This window comes from Paraburkholderia lebeckiae, assembly GCF_050436325.1.
Taxonomy (GTDB): Bacteria; Pseudomonadota; Gammaproteobacteria; order Burkholderiales; family Burkholderiaceae; genus Paraburkholderia; species Paraburkholderia tuberum.
The window spans coordinates 419,278-436,123 of the sequence record NZ_JBNDLZ010000001.1; the positions used below are offsets into that span (position 1 = coordinate 419,278).

A 16,846-nucleotide genomic window follows, 5' to 3' on the forward strand; every position below is an offset into this window, starting at 1 on the left:
CCGTGTGACGCCGCCTAACGCCGAGGATACATTTTGCGGGCAGCCAAAAGCTTGCGCCCATCGCAGGGCTAAGCAAGATCCGTTGCAGCTCTAGACTGGTGGTCGGATCGACAACAGCGGTATAAACGCTGTGCGTGCAGTTAGGCCGCACGCGGTGAAGTCCTAAGGAGCAAATCATGGCGAAAGACGCACGCGACAGGATCAAGCTGTGATTGACCGGTGGCGCGGGCACTTTCTACACGACTATCAAAACAAACACAAGCTGTCCGAAAGATGTTGATCAAGAAATTTGATCCGGTGATCCGGAAACAACGCATACGCTACCTATGGGCGACCCACATGCCTCCACCGTTCAAGCGCCAGTTTCGCGGAACCGGACACTGGCGCTGCCTTCCATCGAAACGACCGACTACTAACCGCCTTCGGCACGAACGGTCAGCGCGTTCTTTACCGACTTCACGCCCGGCACACCTTGCGCGGCTTGCGTCGCACGGTCGATTTGCGACGCGTCCGGCACCGATCCGGCCAGCGTGATGTCGCCGTCGCGCGCGCCCACGACGATGTTCGCAACGCTTAGGCCCTTCGTCTTCGCCAGCGTGGCGCGCACCTTGCGTTGCAACGCACGGTTAGCCTGCTTGATCTGCTTCGCCGTCGGCGCGGCAGTGGCAGGCGACGCCGCCGACTCCTTGTCTTGTGCGTAAGCATTGAGGGAAGTGAGAACGATCAGCGCGCCGCCGATCACCTTCATTGCCGAGAATGTTTTCATTTCAACTTTCTCCAATTGTCTTAAGTATGCAGTCCCAGCACGGGACGTCCGGTACAGCAGTGAGTTCATGCGGAAAAACCGATGAATGGAACGGTGATGCAAGCCGGGCACAAGCATTCAGCGGAAACGACGACTTCGCGCGAGGGCGCGGGCGCTGATCACGCCGCGTTGCGAGCCGGGAGACACGATACAGCAATTAGTGCGGAAAGTCGTGCAGCGACACGTTCGACCGCTTGAACTTCGGTGCATCGACTGCCGCGAGTCTCGCCACAACGAGATCCTTGACGACTTCGTGCTGCGCATAGCCCGTGATCGAGTGCCCAGTCAATTCGGTCGGCGCGATGCGACGGCGTTGACCGTCAAATTCGAGCTCGAAGCCATGATGCAGCAGGCCTTCGGCCTGCATGCGCGCGCCGAGTCCGGCCTGACTGAGCGCTTCTGTCGTGCTTTGTTCGAGCACGCCTGCGCGATTCGCCGACGGCGCCCCGTCGACGAAGCCGACTTGAGAACGCATGTTGTCTCCGAAAGACAGTAGTGATGCTGTGCATATACAGTATCGGCACTTCGGACCAAGCAGCCACGCAATTGCAATACAACGCCACCGCGGCCAATGACGATGAGAACCGCTGGTTCGAAAAGCGAAATGCCGTCGCGAATTGTACTGCCTGTTCTAGGGGAAGTACGCGACAGCCCTATACCGGCTTGCCATGCATCGATTCAACAAGGTCAACTCGATGCTGAGGACGGCTCCAATGGTTGACCGAACCTTTGTCGGTGGAACAATAGTCCCACGCGAGTGATAAACATCGAGCTGTCCATAGCTCGCTTGATGAGTCGGCCCACCAAATCCACAAAGAGCGCCAGAACAGAGGGTACGACTTGAGAATATCACCACTTGTGGCGGTTGGACCGGGCGTACCGCCGCCTATAACAATGCTCGCTTGCCATTTTCATCATGGCAGCGACGGGGCTCTCCCTGCTTTACCGAACTGCTCTCAACCCTGAGTCATTGTCAGCCATAGGTGTCCACCAATAGGTGGACGCCTGTGCTCCTCCTTCAGAGTGCCGCGGGATAGACGTCGATAGTGGACAGCTTACTCTTGGTCCAGTCTGGTCAGGCAAGTAAGCAGATTCTTCCACGCCGGGACGCAACGGTTCGGCTGTTTAGAACTGGTGTTGAATGCCGGCATAAACCCCTGACTGCGAATGACCTGGGAGCGGGTTTCCAGGGTCGTTAGCCGGGAGCGGCTCTAGACTGAACCTGCCCGTGCTGCTATTGCGGACTGTTGCCGCTTGAAAGTCCAGCAGTGTCCGCTTTGACAACGAATAAGATCCTCCGACCGTATAGATCGTTGCGTTGCCCGCGCCCTGCTTGGCGTTGATGTGATAGGCGACCGCGATGAGAGCTGCTGCTGGCGTTATATGCCACGTTGCGCCAGCCCATCCATGCTGAGTGAAAGTTGGAGCGCCCGGGACTGCCTCGGGCGCAGAGGACGTCTGATACGCCGCCGATAGCTTGACTGGGCCGAGGAATACGTTGGTAGCGATGGAGTATTCACGCGAGTGCGCGAAGACGTCGTCAAACTTTCCGTTTGCCGGATCGCGAATCTCGTCGTAGATCCCCTTTACCTGAAAGAGCGCCGCCGAATAAGACAATGCCACGCCTGCCTGTCGCCCCTGCGCGGTCGTGCCATTGCCGTTCCAGTTAGTCGCGTTTGACAGCGAATACTGACCATAGAATTCGAACCCACCGATCTTCGACGACCGATACCCGATGTTATTGATCGACACAGGCAAGCTTCGGGCACGCACGAGGGAGCCGGACGACCAAATGGTTTGCTGAAGTGGATCGTACTCCCATACTTCATTCGAGATAAAGGGCGACTTCCCCAAATAGACCGAACCGTATTTCAGGTTAGTGAAACCTACAGTTGCGAATCGAGTCCACATCGCGCCCGGCTCAACAATATTTCCATTCGCGACGTTGAACACAGTGTCGAGATGGAAAGTCGCTTGCGTTCCACCACCGAGGTCTTCCGTTCCCATCAAGCCCCAATAGCTCACTCCCCAGTCGTTGCTCTCAACACTCCAGCGGGACTTTGAGCCTCCAGTCGTCGAGGGTATGCCAGTAAAATACTCGATGCCGGTATCAAGTCGACCATACATCGTGATGCTGCTTTGCGCATGTACTGCACTTACGCAAAAAGCGGCGACCGCTGCAACAGTAATCTTTTTCACCATTCGTCTCCTTGGATCATCACGTCTTTTCGATATTTTCGGATTTATGCTTGGTACGCCTAACGTATATGGGTAAAGGGCGACCGCTTTCTTCCGTGCCCTTCACACTTCACTTGATCCGGCGCACCCAACGACTGGGACTAGATGCGCTGTCGTTTTACTAGTCGTCACTTTCCGCGCATCAATGTGAACGGTCACATCTACTTTACCAAGAACGGTGACCGCGCGGAATTATTGGAAACCCTAGAAGAGAGGGTGCAATAACGACGTCTTAAGGTTTTGCAGCAATGGGGAACGTCTAGTGCGCCTCGGAAAAGCTCGATGGTTCGCTCGTCGCGTCTTGCGTCCCTTATCCATTTCGGGAGCAGTGAGATGATATACACGGTGATGACGACGCGCGCCCGGTGTATCGGCGACAGGGCCGCTTTATGCGGTCCCTTCCACAGTCGTAAAGCCCACGTTGAGCCGCCTTCGCGTCACGTCGCCGAACTTCAACTGCTCAATAAGAATCTGCGCAACCAAGGCTCCAATTTTTCTACCGTCAAGCTGCAATGTGGTTACTGGAAAATCCAAGCCGTCGACGAGGTTTTGATCACTGAACGCAACCAGCCGAAGCGTTCGCTTACCTTTCGAATGCCGCGTCTTAGCAGCCAGCAACGTACCGATCGCAGCAAAATCGTCGGCGCAAAAAAGCGAGTCGATGTTGGGTTCGTTTTCCAAAAGTATCGACAAGGAATTGCCAATTTGACCTAAAGTCGCCGTTGCATCCACAACTACGAAACGTACTGGTCGAGTGCCGACAATCGACTTGATGAAAGCCTGAGTACGTTTTTGCGCCCAATCGTCGTCCGTCGTCACAACTGCGGGATAAGCGCAACCCAATGTCCGCAAGTACCTTGCCGCAGCTCTTCCAACAGCAGCGTGAGAGAAGCCCACCAACATGTCGATAGGAGACTTCGTCGTGTCCCACATTTCGACAATGGGAATCCCCGCTGAGAGAAGCTTCTTTCTCGTCAAGCCGGTGCGAACCACCCCGGCCAGAACGATCGCCGCCGGACGACGGCCTAAAATAGCGTCAATTGCTGCACTGTCTTCTGCCTGAACGGAATCCCATCGCGCCGTCATCAGCTGATATCCGGCAGCGAACAACTGTTCGCACAAAATTGGTAACGTTTGCCGAAGGACTCCGTTAGCCGTCGACGGGATTAAAGCGACTATCAGGCGGCTACGGTTTGAGGCCAAGGCACCGGCAACAAGATCCGGTGCGTAGCCAGTCTGCAAAACCGCTTCTTTCACCCGATCGAGAGTCTTTTTCGACACAAGATTGGGGTTTGCCAGCGCCCGTGAGACTGTCATTTTGGTGACGCCGATTAGCGCGGCGAGGTCACTTTGCGTGACACGCCCCCTTGCTCGCCTTGATCGCGGAGTCCCTTCTGCTTCGGACACAGTGCTGCTCCCATATTCGGCTTTGATAAGTGCCCCTATGCGGGGACTGTGGTACCTCCCATGCTACCTATTCGCTGCGACGGCGTGACCTCGATCGTCATCGGGCACGGCATCATTGTTCATTGACGCACGACAGGTCGATGCGATTCGTCGGTCACGTAGCGCTGCATTGTCAATTTTTCCGCCGCGCGTAGATGACCTCAGGATCCGCCCCGTCATTCGCATACATGGCTTCTACCAAGTGTGCCCGGTGCTGAAGAACCGCCCGCTGGTTGATTGACCCTTTGTCTGTAATTTCGCCTTTGTCGAGTGAGGGTGGCGTAGTCAAGATTCGCAGGCGTGCGATATATGTGGAGCTACCTGTTGCTCCAGAGTTCAAACGAGCGGCGAGTTCTGTAAAATAGGCGCGAACAGATGGCGCATTCAACACCTCCTTTGCCGTCGAATTCGCGCCAAGACCAGCTAGGGTCCGACAAGCGTCTACGCGGGGAAAGAGCATAGCCCCAACATCGTCGCGATTCATTCCGGTTATGACAGCGTCTTGAACATAGGGAGCGCCTTCCGAGATGATTCGCGCGCGCATCGGTCCCACGCTTACAAATGTTCCCGATCCGAGCTTGAAGTCTTCCGCGATGCGGCCATCAAACGAGAGGCCGATTTCCGGTCGCGCTGCATCGACAAAGCGCACCGCGTCGCCAGTTCGGTAATATCCCTCATCGTCAAACACATCCTTTGTCTGTTCCGGCGAAGCGCGCCAATATCCACACATCACATTCGGCCCCCGAAAGCGCACCTCGAGCTTTCCGTCGACAGGTACCAATTTCGTCATACATCCGGGCGCGGGTAGACCGATATAGCCCGCACCGGAGAAAGGTCCAGTTGTAAATAGGCATGACGGAGCCGTCTCAGTCATGCCGAGTCCGGCCATGATGCGAATCCGTTCGCCACAATACTTCAGGGTCACGCGCTCCAGCCGCTCCCATGCTGCCTTTGAGAGGCCTGCGCCGGCAAAGAAGTACATCTTGACGCTTGAGAAAAATCGCTCGCGCAGTGTTGCGTCGGACTCCAACGCAATGGTTAGTTCTTCCCAACCTTTCGGAACGTTGAAATAGATCGTCGGTGCAATCTCTCTAAGGTTCCGCAACGTTTCTTCGAATTTGCCGGGAACGGGCTTTCCGTCGTCGATGTAGATCGTACCGCCGTTATATAGTGCAATACCGAGATTATGACTGCCCCCGAACGTGTGATTCCAAGGCAGCCAATCCACCAACACCGGCGGCTCCTTGCCAAATTCCGGGAATGTCTCAAGGAGCATCTGCTGATTTGAGCAGAGCATACGATGCGTGGTAGGAACAACCTTAGGGAGACGGGTCGACCCTGACGTAAAGAGAAACTTGGCGACCGTGTCACCATCGATACTTTCGTGAGCCGTATCAACGTCTCGTGGCTTTGTATTTAGCAACGAGGCGAAGCTAGTCACTGGGCTGCCACCTTCAAGCGAAGTGACGCTCACTCGCTCGACGTCTGAGGCCAACGTCGCATCGAGCGCTGCCGTGTATGAGGCGATTTCGTCAGCGAATACCAGCCCCGGTGTCAACGTGGACAGAACGTGACGCAGTTTCCCGTAGTCGCCTGAAATCAATGAATACGCCGGTGAGATCGGAGCGTAAGGAATACCCGCCCACATTGCGCCCAGCGCAAGCTGCAAGTGCTCTAGACTATTCCCCGAAAGAATCACAAGAGGACGCTCTGCGCTGAGACCGCGGTCGCGCAGGGCCTGCCCAATAGCGCGGGCGTCCTGTGCCATCTGCCCATAGGAAATGCCGCGCCAGACACCATTCGAATCGCGCCGGGCGACAAGGAGGCGGTCAGGATGTGCCTCTGCACCGCTAACTAGACGCTCGGTCAAGCGCGTGGGATAACTACCCAGTGGATCCGTCGCCTCGATGTACCAGCAATCGCCACGTTGCTCGATGCGTGGCGAGACCGAACTAACGGCGACACTGCGATATGGGGTCTCCCGAGCGTTCTCGCGTAGTTGCGATTCCAAATCCTTCTCCTAGATGAGGCAATATGTTCCCGGCACTGATTTGCCGGGAACCGATGGCGCACTTACGTTCTTCGAGTGCGGTTTTGCACCGCAAACGAGTGCCGATTGGCGTACCAGTCAGATCGGGTAATGCCGGGGGGCAGTCTGCACTGTCAACCACCGAAGGTCGGTGAATTCGGCAATCGAGGCCTTGCTGCCGAAGCGGCCGTAGCCACTGGATTTCACGCCGCCAAAGGGCATCTGTGCTTCGTCGTGTACAGTCGGTCCGTTGATGTGGCAAATGCCCGACTCGATGCGCTTCGCCACGTTCATCGCACGTGCGATGTCACGGCTGAAAACTGCCGCCGACAGCCCGTATTCGCTATCGTTCGCGACTGCCAGCGCTTCTTCGTCGCCATCCACCCGCTGCACCGTCACGACCGGACCGAACGATTCGTCTGCGTAGAGCTTCATCTCACGCGTGACGTTTTCGACGATCACAGGCTGCATGATCGCGCCGTTGACCTCGCAGCCGAGGGGCAGACTAGCGCCCTTCTCACGCGCGTCCTCCACAAGCGCACGGATACGCCGTGCCGCGCCTTCACTTTCCAGCGTTCCCAGGATCGAGCCCGGCTGGGTCGGATCGCCGGCCTTGAGCGTGCGCGCCTTAGCGACGAGCTTTTCGACAAACGCATCGGCAATCTTGCGGTCGACGATCACCCGTTCAGTCGACATGCAGATTTGCCCTTGATTGAAGAACGCCCCGAACGCGATGCCCTCAACTGCCGCGTCGAGGTCGGCGTCGTCAAGCACCAAGACCGGGGCCTTGCCGCCCAGTTCCAGCAATGCGGGCTTCAAATGCCGTGCCGACAGTTCCGCGACGATGCGGCCGACGCGCGTCGAGCCCGTGAAGTTCGTGCGCTTGACGGCCGGGTTCGCGATCAGGCGCTCAACGATCGCCGGTGCGTCTTCGGGAGCGTGAGTGATGACGTTGACGACGCCCTCACCAAGACCCGCCTCGTTCAGCACTTCACCGATCAGCGCATGCAGGCCGGGGCAGCCTTCCGATGCCTTGAGCACCACCGTATTGCCGCACGCGAGCGGCATCGCCAGTGCACGAGTTGCGAGGATCACCGGAGCGTTCCACGGCGCAATGCCAAGCACAACACCGCACGGTTGACGCACGGCCATCGCGAGGCTACCGGGGACGTCGGACGGAATCACGGCGCCGTCGATCTGCGTGGTCATCGCGGCCGCTTCACGCAGCATGTTGGCCGCGAGCATGACGTTGAAGCCGTACCAGTTCGCCATTGCGCCGGTTTCAGCAGCCCCGATTCTGATGAAATCGGGCGTGCGTGCGTCCATGCGGTCGGCCGCGGCGACGAGACGCTTACGGCGCTCCGTGGGCGCGAGCGCGGCCCACGCGGGAAACGCGTGCGCCGCAGCGGCCACGGCCGCATCGGCGTCTTCCACTGTGGCGGCAGCGGCGCGCGTGGCGACCTCACCCGTCGCCGGATTGATGCGCTCGAAAGTCTTGCCGTTCGATGCGGCGCGAGCCGCGCCGCCGACCAAAAGTCCGCTTTCTTGCATGTTTTCCTCCCTCACTCGATTCGATGCGACGTCATTCAGCGTTTGTACGCCTCCAGACCCGGCTTGATGGCCTTGTCATCGAGGAACTGCTTGAGGCCTTTTTCGCGACCGCCTTCGGGGTCGCGATGGTTGGCCTGGTCGAGCTTCGCGTACAGGTAGTCTTCGTTCTGCTCCCACGTAAGCTCACGCGAGCGCTTGAAGCCGTGCTTCGCATTGCGCAGTACCACCGGGTTCTTGTCGAGCAGCTTCGCGGCCAGTGCCAGGGTCTCCTCGCGCAGCTGTGCGAGAGGCACGCTCTTGTTCACGAGGCCCATTTTCGCCGCCTGCTGGCCCGTGAACGTGTCGCCAGTCATGATGTAATGCAGTGCCTCGCGATGACCGACCGTGTCAGCCATCGCCTTGCTCACCAGGTTACCGGGAGGAATGCCCCAGTTGATTTCCGACAGGCCGAACACGGCTTCGTCGGCAGCGATCGCGAGGTCGCACGCGACCAGCGGCGAGAAGCCGCCACCGAAGCACCAGCCGTTGACCATCGCGATCGTGGGCTTCGAATACATGCGTAGCAATTGCCATTGCCAACGGCTCGCGTCGCGACGGATGCGCTCCTGCAGCACGTCGGGACCCGCGTCGACCTCCCGAAAGTACTCCTTGAGGTCCATGCCGGCGGTCCACGCCGTGCCTTCGCCGGTCAGCACGAGCACCTGCGCATCGGAATCGAGCTCGATTGTCTCGAGTACGTCGATCATTTCCTTATTGAGCGTCGGACTCATCGCATTGCGCTTCTCCGGGCGATTCAGGACCACCCATGCGATGCCGCCTTCCACCGTGACTTTGACTGTTTTCCAGCGTCCTTCGTAACTCATCATCTCTCTCCGCGAATTCGGCCAAGCTGGGCCGATGCCTTCCCATCTATCCACCAGGTAGCGCACCTGAGAGCGCCACCCGGTCGATGTGACCGTTCACATAGACTCTATCAGTGAGGCATCTCAGGCAAAACCGCCGGAAATCCTAGGTCACTGTGCTGATACAAGGCGCTGAGCCCAGATCGGGAATCCCCACCTCTTCCGACCCCTCTCCACGATCTGTTGAAGGCCCGGGTGACACGTGTAGACATACATGGCGATCTGCCGTTGGCAACGGCGCTACGCTGCCCCTGTCGCCAAATTAGCGCTCGCCCAGAATCTGTTCCTTTACAGCCCATCCGTCATCGGCCCAGCTGTCATAGGGCAACGGGCATGGCGGCACCGACTCCTGAACAGTTTCAGGCGTATATGGATTGTGATACGTCGTCGGTTTGAGGTCGGGGCTTTCGGCCATCTTCCCGGTATAGGTCATTGAAAGATCGTCTACCCAACCATCCTTAAACGTGCACTTCACGACACGGAACCAATGGAGGTGCCAAATCTTCCATTTACCATCCACGTAAATGAAATCACATGCATACGAACCGAACGACCAGAGAGGAACAGGGTTTTTCCCCTCTTCATACCTCACGGCCTCAATACCGGGCGATCGCCAGACGCCTTTCGCCGTCTTGCCATCGGCTGCCACCTCAATCATCGGCGTGGCAAGATAATGAATGAGCATATTGCCCTTCAGGTCCATCGAGAACTGCTTGCCGAACAATGTGCGCAGTGCGTCAGGACCGACGTATACACCACGGTCGCCGACCTCGACAGACACATCGGGCATGTTCATCGCAAACAGCTCGATGTGGTCATGCATGTTCTTCGGAAGATGGTTGACGGTATAGGCACCCATCAAATTCTGGATTTCTCGCACCGCATTCAACCGAAAAATTTCGTGTTGGAGTGCCTGAAGCTCGCTCGGGGAAACGGTGTTAGCGCTCATTCGATAACATCCTCAAGGATTGAATTCTTGCCGGCTGGGACGCGCGGCGGATACAGCCCTATGGGCCGGCAGGGGCTTAAGCAGTCAAGCCCCGCGCACGCTTACTCCACGATGGAGAGACCACCGTCGATGGGCAGGAGAACACCGTTGATGTAGCTTGCTGCAGGCGTTAGCAGAAACACGATCCCACTTGCGAGCTCATCGGGCCGACCGGGCCGGCGCATTGGATTCTTTTCAAGATGCTTGCTGAAGACACCTTCATCGATGAACTTCGAATTGCGAGGGGTGCGCACTGGACCGCCGGGGGCGACGCAGTTGAATCGTACGCGACCGCCGTGAATAGCAGCCATATACTTTGTATAGCCGACAATGCCGGCCTTCGCCGCGCAATACCATGCAGCCCCGCCACCAAAGATTGGACCAACGACCGAAGCGATGTTGACCACCGCTGCGCCTTCTGCAGGATTGCTTTGCATAAAGGCCGCGGTAACCATCTCTACGCTACCGATGGCGTCTTTCACGGTGTCAGCGAACTGCGGATCACGTCCGATTGCGACAGGTCCGGCGTTATTCACCAGCCCCACGAGCGGCCCAAGCTCTGCGCTTTTCTTCATGGCCGCGTCGATTGCACTCGAGTTCGTCACGTCACCGCTGACTGCAGTGATGGATGCACCGAACTCCCCTGCTGCCTCAATGGTTTTCTGGATACCGTCCGGATTCAAATCCCACGCGGCAACTCGATAGCCTCGGCGCGCTGCGAGGACTGCTGTCGCCTGCCCGATGCCGCTTCCGGCACCAGTGACGACTACGACGGAACCTTGCGGATGGGGTTTGGCCAGATGAATTTCTGAAGTCGTTACCGATTCGCTCATGCTTGTCTCCTGATTGCGACGCCGACATCGTGTCAGCGCTAAGACCATACTACTCGGATTTGAGGACGATGTGAACGGTCACATCATAATTTTTTGACGTTTTTTCACGCCAGATTCGTCAGGCTACGCCTGGTCCCTGCCGGCCGGTGAGGAGCTGAGCGCTTGCCGCCATGTCGCACATGCTTTGTCTCCTCATTGCGAGGCCGACATTATCAGCGCTGATATCAATACTACCCCCATTCGCGATAGATGTGAACGGTCACACCGGAGGGCTTTTTAACGCTTCGAAGCTAGATTCGTTAGACTGCGCCCGATCCTGCCGACCGGTGAGGAACTGAGCTCGTGCCACCCTTTGCGCGAGCGTTCGGACCTAAAGCTGACAGAGCCTGACGCACCTGTTCGGCAGTTGACGCCGTGCCATCCACATAGATTGCCTGCTCTGTGGCCGTGGGAAGCTCAAGTGAGGCAATCTGACTCTCGAGCAGGGATGCAGGCATGAAGTGGCCTTCGCGCGATGCCATCCTAGCCTTCAGGCTATCTGGGGACACCACTGGAAGAACGAAGCGGACCTGACAGCACTCGGCACGGATTCGATCTCGATATGAAAGCCTAAGCGCCGAACACGACGCCACGGCCCCAACATCGACATATCGGCGCAGCGTTGCGGCTACAGAATCGAGGAATGGCCACCGGTCGGAGTCGCAGAGCGGAATACCCGCTCGCATCTTGGCGATATTCGATGCGGGATGACAATCGTCTCCCTCGATAAAATGCCATCCAAGCGCCACAGCGATTGCTTTCGCGAGAGTGGACTTACCGCATCCACTCACTCCCATGACAACGAGTGCCCCGCTCATACCTCGTCCTTCCCTAGACGGAAGAGACGCATATATTCGGCGCTGTCGGCAGCACCAAAGCCTCCGGCAACCAACATGCGATGGAGGTCGGTGATCACGGAGGTCACTGGCATCGGGATTCGCCTTGCCATGGCTGATGCCTGAACTGTCTCCAGGTCCTTCAACATGTTGTCAATTCGTCCCGTCGGCGTGAAGTCCCGAACGGCCATCTTCCCCATGAACTCCTGAAGAATCCGCGAGTCGGCGCGACCGCCCGCTAAGGCACCCGGAATCTTGGAAGCGTCAACTCCGTGCTGTTCGGCAAACCGCACGGCTTCTGCAACTGCCATGAACCCGGCCGCGCAAAGTACCTGATTGATCAACTTGACCGTCTGACCAGCCCCGGCCTCGCCGAAGCGCGTAAAGCGCGCGGCCAACTGAGCGAGTAGGGGCTCGGCGTGCTTTACGTCTTGCTCTGTGCCGCCGACCATCAGTGTCAGCGTACCCTGAAGAGCAGCCGGAGCACCACCGGAGAGGGGTGCGTCTACCCAACCCATCCCGCTCTGTTCCCGCAATCGGGCGGCCATTTCAGATGTACGCCCGGCATCAATGCTCGACATATCTATGAGAAGCTTGTCGGTGCTTCCCTCCGCAGCGATCCCATTGGGCCCGAAGACAGCCTTTTCAACGATTGCAGCGCTATTAAGACTGGTAATCACAAAATCTGCGTTACGCGTCGCTGTCGCTGCAGATTCGGCTGCGGTGGCACCGATTGAAACGAGCGGCCCAAGCTTGCCCGCAAAGGCGTCGAAAACCGTCACTTCCGCGCCTGTCTGAATTAAACGCGTCGCAATGGCAGAACCCATGACGCCTACACCGATAACTGCGACCTTCATACATTCGCCTCCCGAACAGATCCTCTTTCAACTACCGACAGACCGACGTCGATAATTTCCGATGCGTCTTCGCCCGTCCCGGCCACAAGCTCCAGAAGAAGGCGTCCGGCGCGCTGGCCCAACGCATGGAAATCGACATGTATCGTTGTGAGAGGCGGATTGATCTCGCGACCTATGTCGAAATTACCGAACCCCATCACCGAGAGCTGCCCCGGTACATCAACCCCACGTCGCTGACATTCCATTACGACGCCTACTGCGGAAAGGTCCGAGACCGCAAACACGGCTTCGATGTCGGGGGCGCGGTCAAGTAATAGTCCAATCGCCGTCGAACCATGTTCGTACGACACCGGAGCCCGACCGTTCCTCAGGACAAGGTCAGTTGATAGGCCGGACAGACGCAGTTCGTCTTCGAAGCCGCAAACCCGTTCTTCACCGCGATGGTCACAGATGTCGCCGTCGTTCTTGCTCGCGATCGCACCGATCCGCTTGAAACCCTTCGAAATCAGATGCCGCGCTGCGGTGCGTCCTACCTCATAGTTTGAAAAACCCACCGCGTGCTCGATCGGTTGATTCGGCAGGTCCGCAATTTCGACTACCGGTACGTCTGCCCGCAGCAGCGAGAGCACTGCCGATCGCCGATGCGTAGCACCGGTGAGGACAATCGCCTCGGGGCGGCGCGCAAGCAGGTTGGTAAGCTGACGCTCCTCTTCCGCGAGGTCATAGTCGGTATAGGCGATCAGGAGATCGTAATCACGCTCGCGAAGGATCTCTGTCAAGCCATGTGCAACCATTGAGAAGTTCGAATTGGTTAAAGTCGGCAGAATTAGGGCGATGAACCCCGTGCGCCGACTTGCCAAACTCCCGGCCGCCCTGTCAGGCACATACCCAAGGTCGGCGATCGCTTTCGCGACCCGCTCCCGAGTTGCCGGCAGCACCACATCTGGCTCACTCAAAACGCGCGATACCGTCATCCGCGAGACGCCGGACAGGCGTGCAACGTCACGTATGGTTGCGCGCTGGGGCGGCTTTGACCGTTTCCTCTGCAAGTCGTCTTCCTTATCGCGTTCGCGGGAAGGTATCCGGGAATTCATGGCTTTTGTACGCCCCTACGGTTTAAATAAATCGAATACAGTGATGTCGACGCGCAGATAAACAGGCGACTGCGCGCACGCCCCCCGAAAGTTACGTTGGCGACCATCTCGGGAACGCGTACTTTGCCAAGCAAGCGCCCTTCAGGCGAAACGCAGTGAACACCATCGGCGGCACTCGTCCAGACATTGCCATCTTCGTCGCAGCGAAAACCGTCGGCCGCGCCTGGAGATACTGTATGAAATACGTTCCCGCCCTTCAGTCGCCCCTCGGCCTCCAGATCAAATACCCTGATGTGGCGCTCTGCGTTGTCGTCGTGGAATGCTCCAGTATCAGCAATGTAAAGGCGGCTTTCATCGGGCGAGAAAGCGAGGCCATTCGGTCCACCAAAATCATCGGCCATCACGTCCAGCCGTCCGGTGTGCGGGTCAAACCGGTAGACATTGCAGGGCAACTCCTGCTCTGCACGACCGCCCTCGTAGTCCATCTTGATTCCGTAGTGCGGATCCGAGAACCAGACTGTTCCGTCCGATTTGACCACAACGTCGTTCGGCGAGTTGAGTCTCTTCCCATTGTACCGGTCGCAAAGGACGGTCAGCGAACCATCGTGTTCGGTCCGAACTACGGCGCGCTGCCCGTGAGAACATGTGATCAGCCGACCTTCCCGGTCACGGGTGTTGCCGTTCGCATAGTTGGAGGGCGAGCGATATACCGAAACTCCAACGCCTTCAATCCAACGCATGATCGCGTTGTTCGGAATGTCGCTGAACAACAGTGCACCGGCATCGGCGAACCATACGGGGCCTTCCGTCCAACGAAAGCCGGTTGCTAGTTTCTCTAGTTTCGCATTGTGCAGTACATAACGCTGAAACACTGGGTCGATGATTTCGAACTCGCCTTCCACGGTTAGGCTCCCGGCTCAGTTGCGACAAAATTTCCATCGCTCATCAGGTGATAGAACCGGCCCTCAAACATTTCCAGGATATCAAGGGTCACTGCGCGCGCCTGAGTGCGAATTGGCGATTCCAGTGCTGCTTTCACCGCGTCCATCGACGGGTAATCGATCTGCTGGATCATCACGATTGGCGCTGCATCCTGGTCAGCCTCTTCAATCCGAAGCAACCGAACGTTACTTGCATTCGGAAACTGCTTCCAAAGCGGTGCAAGGCGAGTCTGGATTTCAGAAAAAAATCGCTCCTCGCAACCATCCTTGATTTTGCCTTCGAAGATTGCCGTTCTCGTAATCATGCTACTGCCTTTCAGTTCAGTTCCAGGTGAAGTTTGACGACCTTCGTGCGGTCGCCTGCGAGTTCGAAAGCTGTCGTTGCGTCAGCCAATGGGTACGTTCCGGACAGAATCGGCGAAACGTCAATGGCGCCGGACACAATCAGATCCACCGCGAGGCGAAACTCTCCGTTGGCCCGGAAAGCACCCACCAGATCAATTTCGCGCGATTGCAGCATGTTCACGGGGATAGGCGTGGCGCCCGGGGGAAGCATGCCCAATTGCACAATTCGACCGCCGCGACGGACCATCCTGAACAGTGAAGCCAGCGCGGCGGGTGAACCTGACGCTTCGAAGGCAACATCGAAATACCCGCCGACTGACTCATATTGCTGAAGACCTTCCGGGTCTTGTGCAATGTTCACTGCGCGCGCTGCACCCATTTTCGTGCGGGCGACTTCAAGAGGAGGATCCTCGACATCGGTTGCTACGATTTCTGCAGCTCCCGCGTATTTTGCGGCGCGCATGGTCAAGAGCCCGATCGGGCCAGAGCCAGTGACAATCACTCGCTTCCCGACCAGATTCCCAGCGCGAGCGACCGCGTGCAATCCGACGGACAAGGGTTCGGCGCAAGAGAGCGCCAGAAGATCAGTGTTGTCGGGCACCGGAATAATTTGGTCCTCGCGCAGCACCAGGTGTTGTGCAAACCCACCTTGCACGTGAGGAAAGCGCCCGGCACTTCCCAGAAAATACATATTCGAACAAAGGTTCATGCGACCCTGGCGGCAATATTCGCATTCGAGGCAAGGGCGGCTAGGATCCAGAGCCGCCTTCGTGCCCGGCTTGAGCCCCTTCACGTCCGCTCCGACTTCAACCACAACCCCGGAGATTTCGTGCCCCAAAGTCAATGGTTCACGAACGGCGAAGTCACCCACCGCACCGCGATGGAAGTAGTGCATATCCGACCCGCAAATTCCCCCGAACGCAACTCGTGCGCGCACCTCATTCGGTGCAAGCACACGATCTTCCACGTCCTCAATCCGGAGATCTTTCTTTCCGTGGCACACGGCAGCAAGCATAATTAATTCCTTTCACGTTCAGTTAGCGATGCGTCAAGAATGTCGCAATACAAATGGATCAACACAGGGCAAGCGGATTGATTGGGCTACCGGTGCCGCCGGTGATCGGTAGAGGCGCGGCCATGAATAGGAACTCATAGACCTTGTCGTGAGCCAACTCGTCCAACACAACGAGTTCCATCAAAAAGCAGCCAAAGTCGCGGATGAGACGCTTGTGAACAGGGCCAATAAAGCCTGTTTCACTCGGATGAACCTCAACTGCGAAATTGTCCATCCCGATACCCGCTACGCGCTTCGCACCGACCCATTCTCCGGCGGCGATGCCCAAACCAGGATTGGAACTCCAGAAGGCGCGCGGATTGTCGTCCCTATACGTTCCCAACCAGCCGGTACGGACAAGCAGAATGTCGCCCTCTCCAACTTCTGTACCTTGGCTTTTCGCACACATTTCAAGTTCTTCGGGCGTAATCACATGGGTCGGCGCAAGATGCTCGACGCCCAAATAGCCTGCAACATCCAGCAGCACGCCACGCCCCGTGAGGTGCTTGAGTTTCTCAATCCCAAGCCTGGCAGCGCCGTTACTGCGAACGCTACTGGCGGGAAACCCGTTGAAAAGCGCCTCGTCGTACCAAACATGCCCAAGACCGTCAATGTGCGTCCCGGTTTGCGTATGCATGGCGAAATAGTCGTCAGCCGTACAAAAACCACCTTCGATTTCGAATCCAGCCGCGAAGTCGCCAGCGTCGATCGACATCAGATGCACTGGCACGCCACGCTCCGGATTAACCGGGAGCCCCTTGGGCTGCAGCGGAAGCGCAAGACTGTACGCGCGACCAGTGCGAACCAACTGAGCCGCAGCAGCCAACTTCTCAGCCGTCGCGAAGTTCGCAGCGCCACGTTCGTCATCGCGCCCCCACCGCCCCCAGT

The 16,846-nt window shown here is 57.6% G+C and carries 15 protein-coding genes and 1 pseudogene; all 16 read right to left on the reverse strand.

Annotation, left to right across the window (positions count from 1 at the left end):
• Positions 1-412 precede the first annotated feature (412 nt).
• Entirely contained in the window at positions 413-766 is a 354-nt protein-coding gene (locus OKW44_RS02075) for a BON domain-containing protein (protein WP_018420637.1), read from the reverse strand.
• A 208-nt stretch (positions 767-974) separates the two neighbouring features.
• Positions 975-1,244 (reverse strand): annotated as a pseudogene (locus tag OKW44_RS02080) (FAD-dependent monooxygenase); the annotation flags it as partial.
• A gap of 686 nt (positions 1,245-1,930) precedes the next feature.
• On the reverse strand, positions 1,931-3,004 hold the full coding sequence (locus OKW44_RS02085; protein ID WP_026225834.1) for a porin: 1,074 nt from the start codon (positions 3,002-3,004) through the stop codon (positions 1,931-1,933).
• Positions 3,005-3,430: 426 nt separating this feature from the next.
• Positions 3,431-4,450: a LacI family DNA-binding transcriptional regulator gene (locus OKW44_RS02090; RefSeq protein WP_026225833.1), complete on the reverse strand. Its 1,020-nt coding sequence runs from the start codon at positions 4,448-4,450 to the stop codon at positions 3,431-3,433.
• A gap of 172 nt (positions 4,451-4,622) precedes the next feature.
• Entirely contained in the window at positions 4,623-6,500 is a 1,878-nt protein-coding gene (locus OKW44_RS02095) for a feruloyl-CoA synthase (protein ID WP_026225832.1), read from the reverse strand.
• Positions 6,501-6,617: 117 nt separating this feature from the next.
• A complete protein-coding gene (locus OKW44_RS02100; RefSeq protein ID WP_018420632.1) occupies positions 6,618-8,069 on the reverse strand; it encodes an aldehyde dehydrogenase in 1,452 nt (483 codons plus the stop codon).
• A gap of 35 nt (positions 8,070-8,104) precedes the next feature.
• Positions 8,105-8,932 carry a p-hydroxycinnamoyl CoA hydratase/lyase gene (locus OKW44_RS02105; RefSeq protein WP_026225831.1) on the reverse strand — a complete coding sequence of 276 codons (828 nt, stop codon included), beginning with the start codon at positions 8,930-8,932 and terminating at the stop codon, positions 8,105-8,107.
• Positions 8,933-9,233: 301 nt separating this feature from the next.
• Positions 9,234-9,920 carry a nuclear transport factor 2 family protein gene (locus tag OKW44_RS02110; protein ID WP_018420630.1) on the reverse strand — a complete coding sequence of 229 codons (687 nt, stop codon included), beginning with the start codon at positions 9,918-9,920 and terminating at the stop codon, positions 9,234-9,236.
• A 101-nt stretch (positions 9,921-10,021) separates the two neighbouring features.
• Positions 10,022-10,792 carry an SDR family NAD(P)-dependent oxidoreductase gene (locus OKW44_RS02115; protein WP_018420629.1) on the reverse strand — a complete coding sequence of 257 codons (771 nt, stop codon included), beginning with the start codon at positions 10,790-10,792 and terminating at the stop codon, positions 10,022-10,024.
• A 299-nt stretch (positions 10,793-11,091) separates the two neighbouring features.
• Positions 11,092-11,649, reverse strand: coding sequence for a gluconokinase (locus tag OKW44_RS02120; RefSeq protein WP_084754072.1), 558 nt, complete (start codon positions 11,647-11,649; stop codon positions 11,092-11,094).
• Complete coding sequence (locus tag OKW44_RS02125; RefSeq protein WP_018420628.1) at positions 11,646-12,524, reverse strand: NAD(P)-dependent oxidoreductase; 879 nt, start codon at positions 12,522-12,524, stop codon at positions 11,646-11,648. The genes OKW44_RS02120 and OKW44_RS02125 overlap by 4 nt, the downstream gene beginning before the upstream one ends.
• Positions 12,521-13,618 carry a LacI family DNA-binding transcriptional regulator gene (locus OKW44_RS02130; RefSeq protein WP_113061921.1) on the reverse strand — a complete coding sequence of 366 codons (1,098 nt, stop codon included), beginning with the start codon at positions 13,616-13,618 and terminating at the stop codon, positions 12,521-12,523. Before OKW44_RS02130 ends, OKW44_RS02125 begins: the two co-directional genes overlap by 4 nt.
• Positions 13,615-14,520: an SMP-30/gluconolactonase/LRE family protein gene (locus OKW44_RS02135; protein WP_018420626.1), complete on the reverse strand. Its 906-nt coding sequence runs from the start codon at positions 14,518-14,520 to the stop codon at positions 13,615-13,617. Before OKW44_RS02135 ends, OKW44_RS02130 begins: the two co-directional genes overlap by 4 nt.
• 2 nt (positions 14,521-14,522) lie before the next feature.
• The gene (locus OKW44_RS02140; RefSeq protein WP_018420625.1) at positions 14,523-14,864 is read right to left on the reverse strand and encodes a hypothetical protein; all 342 of its coding nucleotides are present in this window, start codon (positions 14,862-14,864) and stop codon (positions 14,523-14,525) included.
• Positions 14,865-14,875: 11 nt separating this feature from the next.
• Positions 14,876-15,919, reverse strand: coding sequence for an L-idonate 5-dehydrogenase (locus OKW44_RS02145; RefSeq protein WP_018420624.1), 1,044 nt, complete (start codon positions 15,917-15,919; stop codon positions 14,876-14,878).
• 58 nt (positions 15,920-15,977) lie between these two features.
• Complete coding sequence (locus tag OKW44_RS02150) at positions 15,978-16,688, reverse strand: cyclase family protein (protein WP_204357118.1); 711 nt, start codon at positions 16,686-16,688, stop codon at positions 15,978-15,980.
• Positions 16,689-16,846 lie beyond the last annotated feature (158 nt).

Excerpts from the sequence above, each read along its gene's own strand:
- OKW44_RS02125 (WP_018420628.1), bottom strand. The coding sequence starts at position 12,524 with ATGAAGGTCGCAGTTATCGGTGTAGGCGTCATGGGTTCTGCCATTGCG.
- OKW44_RS02145 (WP_018420624.1), bottom strand. The coding sequence starts at position 15,919 with ATGCTTGCTGCCGTGTGCCACGGAAAGAAAGATCTCCGGATTGAGGAC.
- OKW44_RS02130 (WP_113061921.1), bottom strand. The coding sequence starts at position 13,618 with ATGAATTCCCGGATACCTTCCCGCGAACGCGATAAGGAAGACGACTTG.
- OKW44_RS02120 (WP_084754072.1), bottom strand. The coding sequence starts at position 11,649 with ATGAGCGGGGCACTCGTTGTCATGGGAGTGAGTGGATGCGGTAAGTCC.
- OKW44_RS02110 (WP_018420630.1), bottom strand. The coding sequence starts at position 9,920 with ATGAGCGCTAACACCGTTTCCCCGAGCGAGCTTCAGGCACTCCAACAC.
- OKW44_RS02105 (WP_026225831.1), bottom strand. The coding sequence starts at position 8,932 with ATGAGTTACGAAGGACGCTGGAAAACAGTCAAAGTCACGGTGGAAGGC.
- OKW44_RS02100 (WP_018420632.1), bottom strand. The coding sequence starts at position 8,069 with ATGCAAGAAAGCGGACTTTTGGTCGGCGGCGCGGCTCGCGCCGCATCG.
- OKW44_RS02140 (WP_018420625.1), bottom strand. The coding sequence starts at position 14,864 with ATGATTACGAGAACGGCAATCTTCGAAGGCAAAATCAAGGATGGTTGC.
- OKW44_RS02075 (WP_018420637.1), bottom strand. The coding sequence starts at position 766 with ATGAAAACATTCTCGGCAATGAAGGTGATCGGCGGCGCGCTGATCGTT.
- OKW44_RS02115 (WP_018420629.1), bottom strand. The coding sequence starts at position 10,792 with ATGAGCGAATCGGTAACGACTTCAGAAATTCATCTGGCCAAACCCCAT.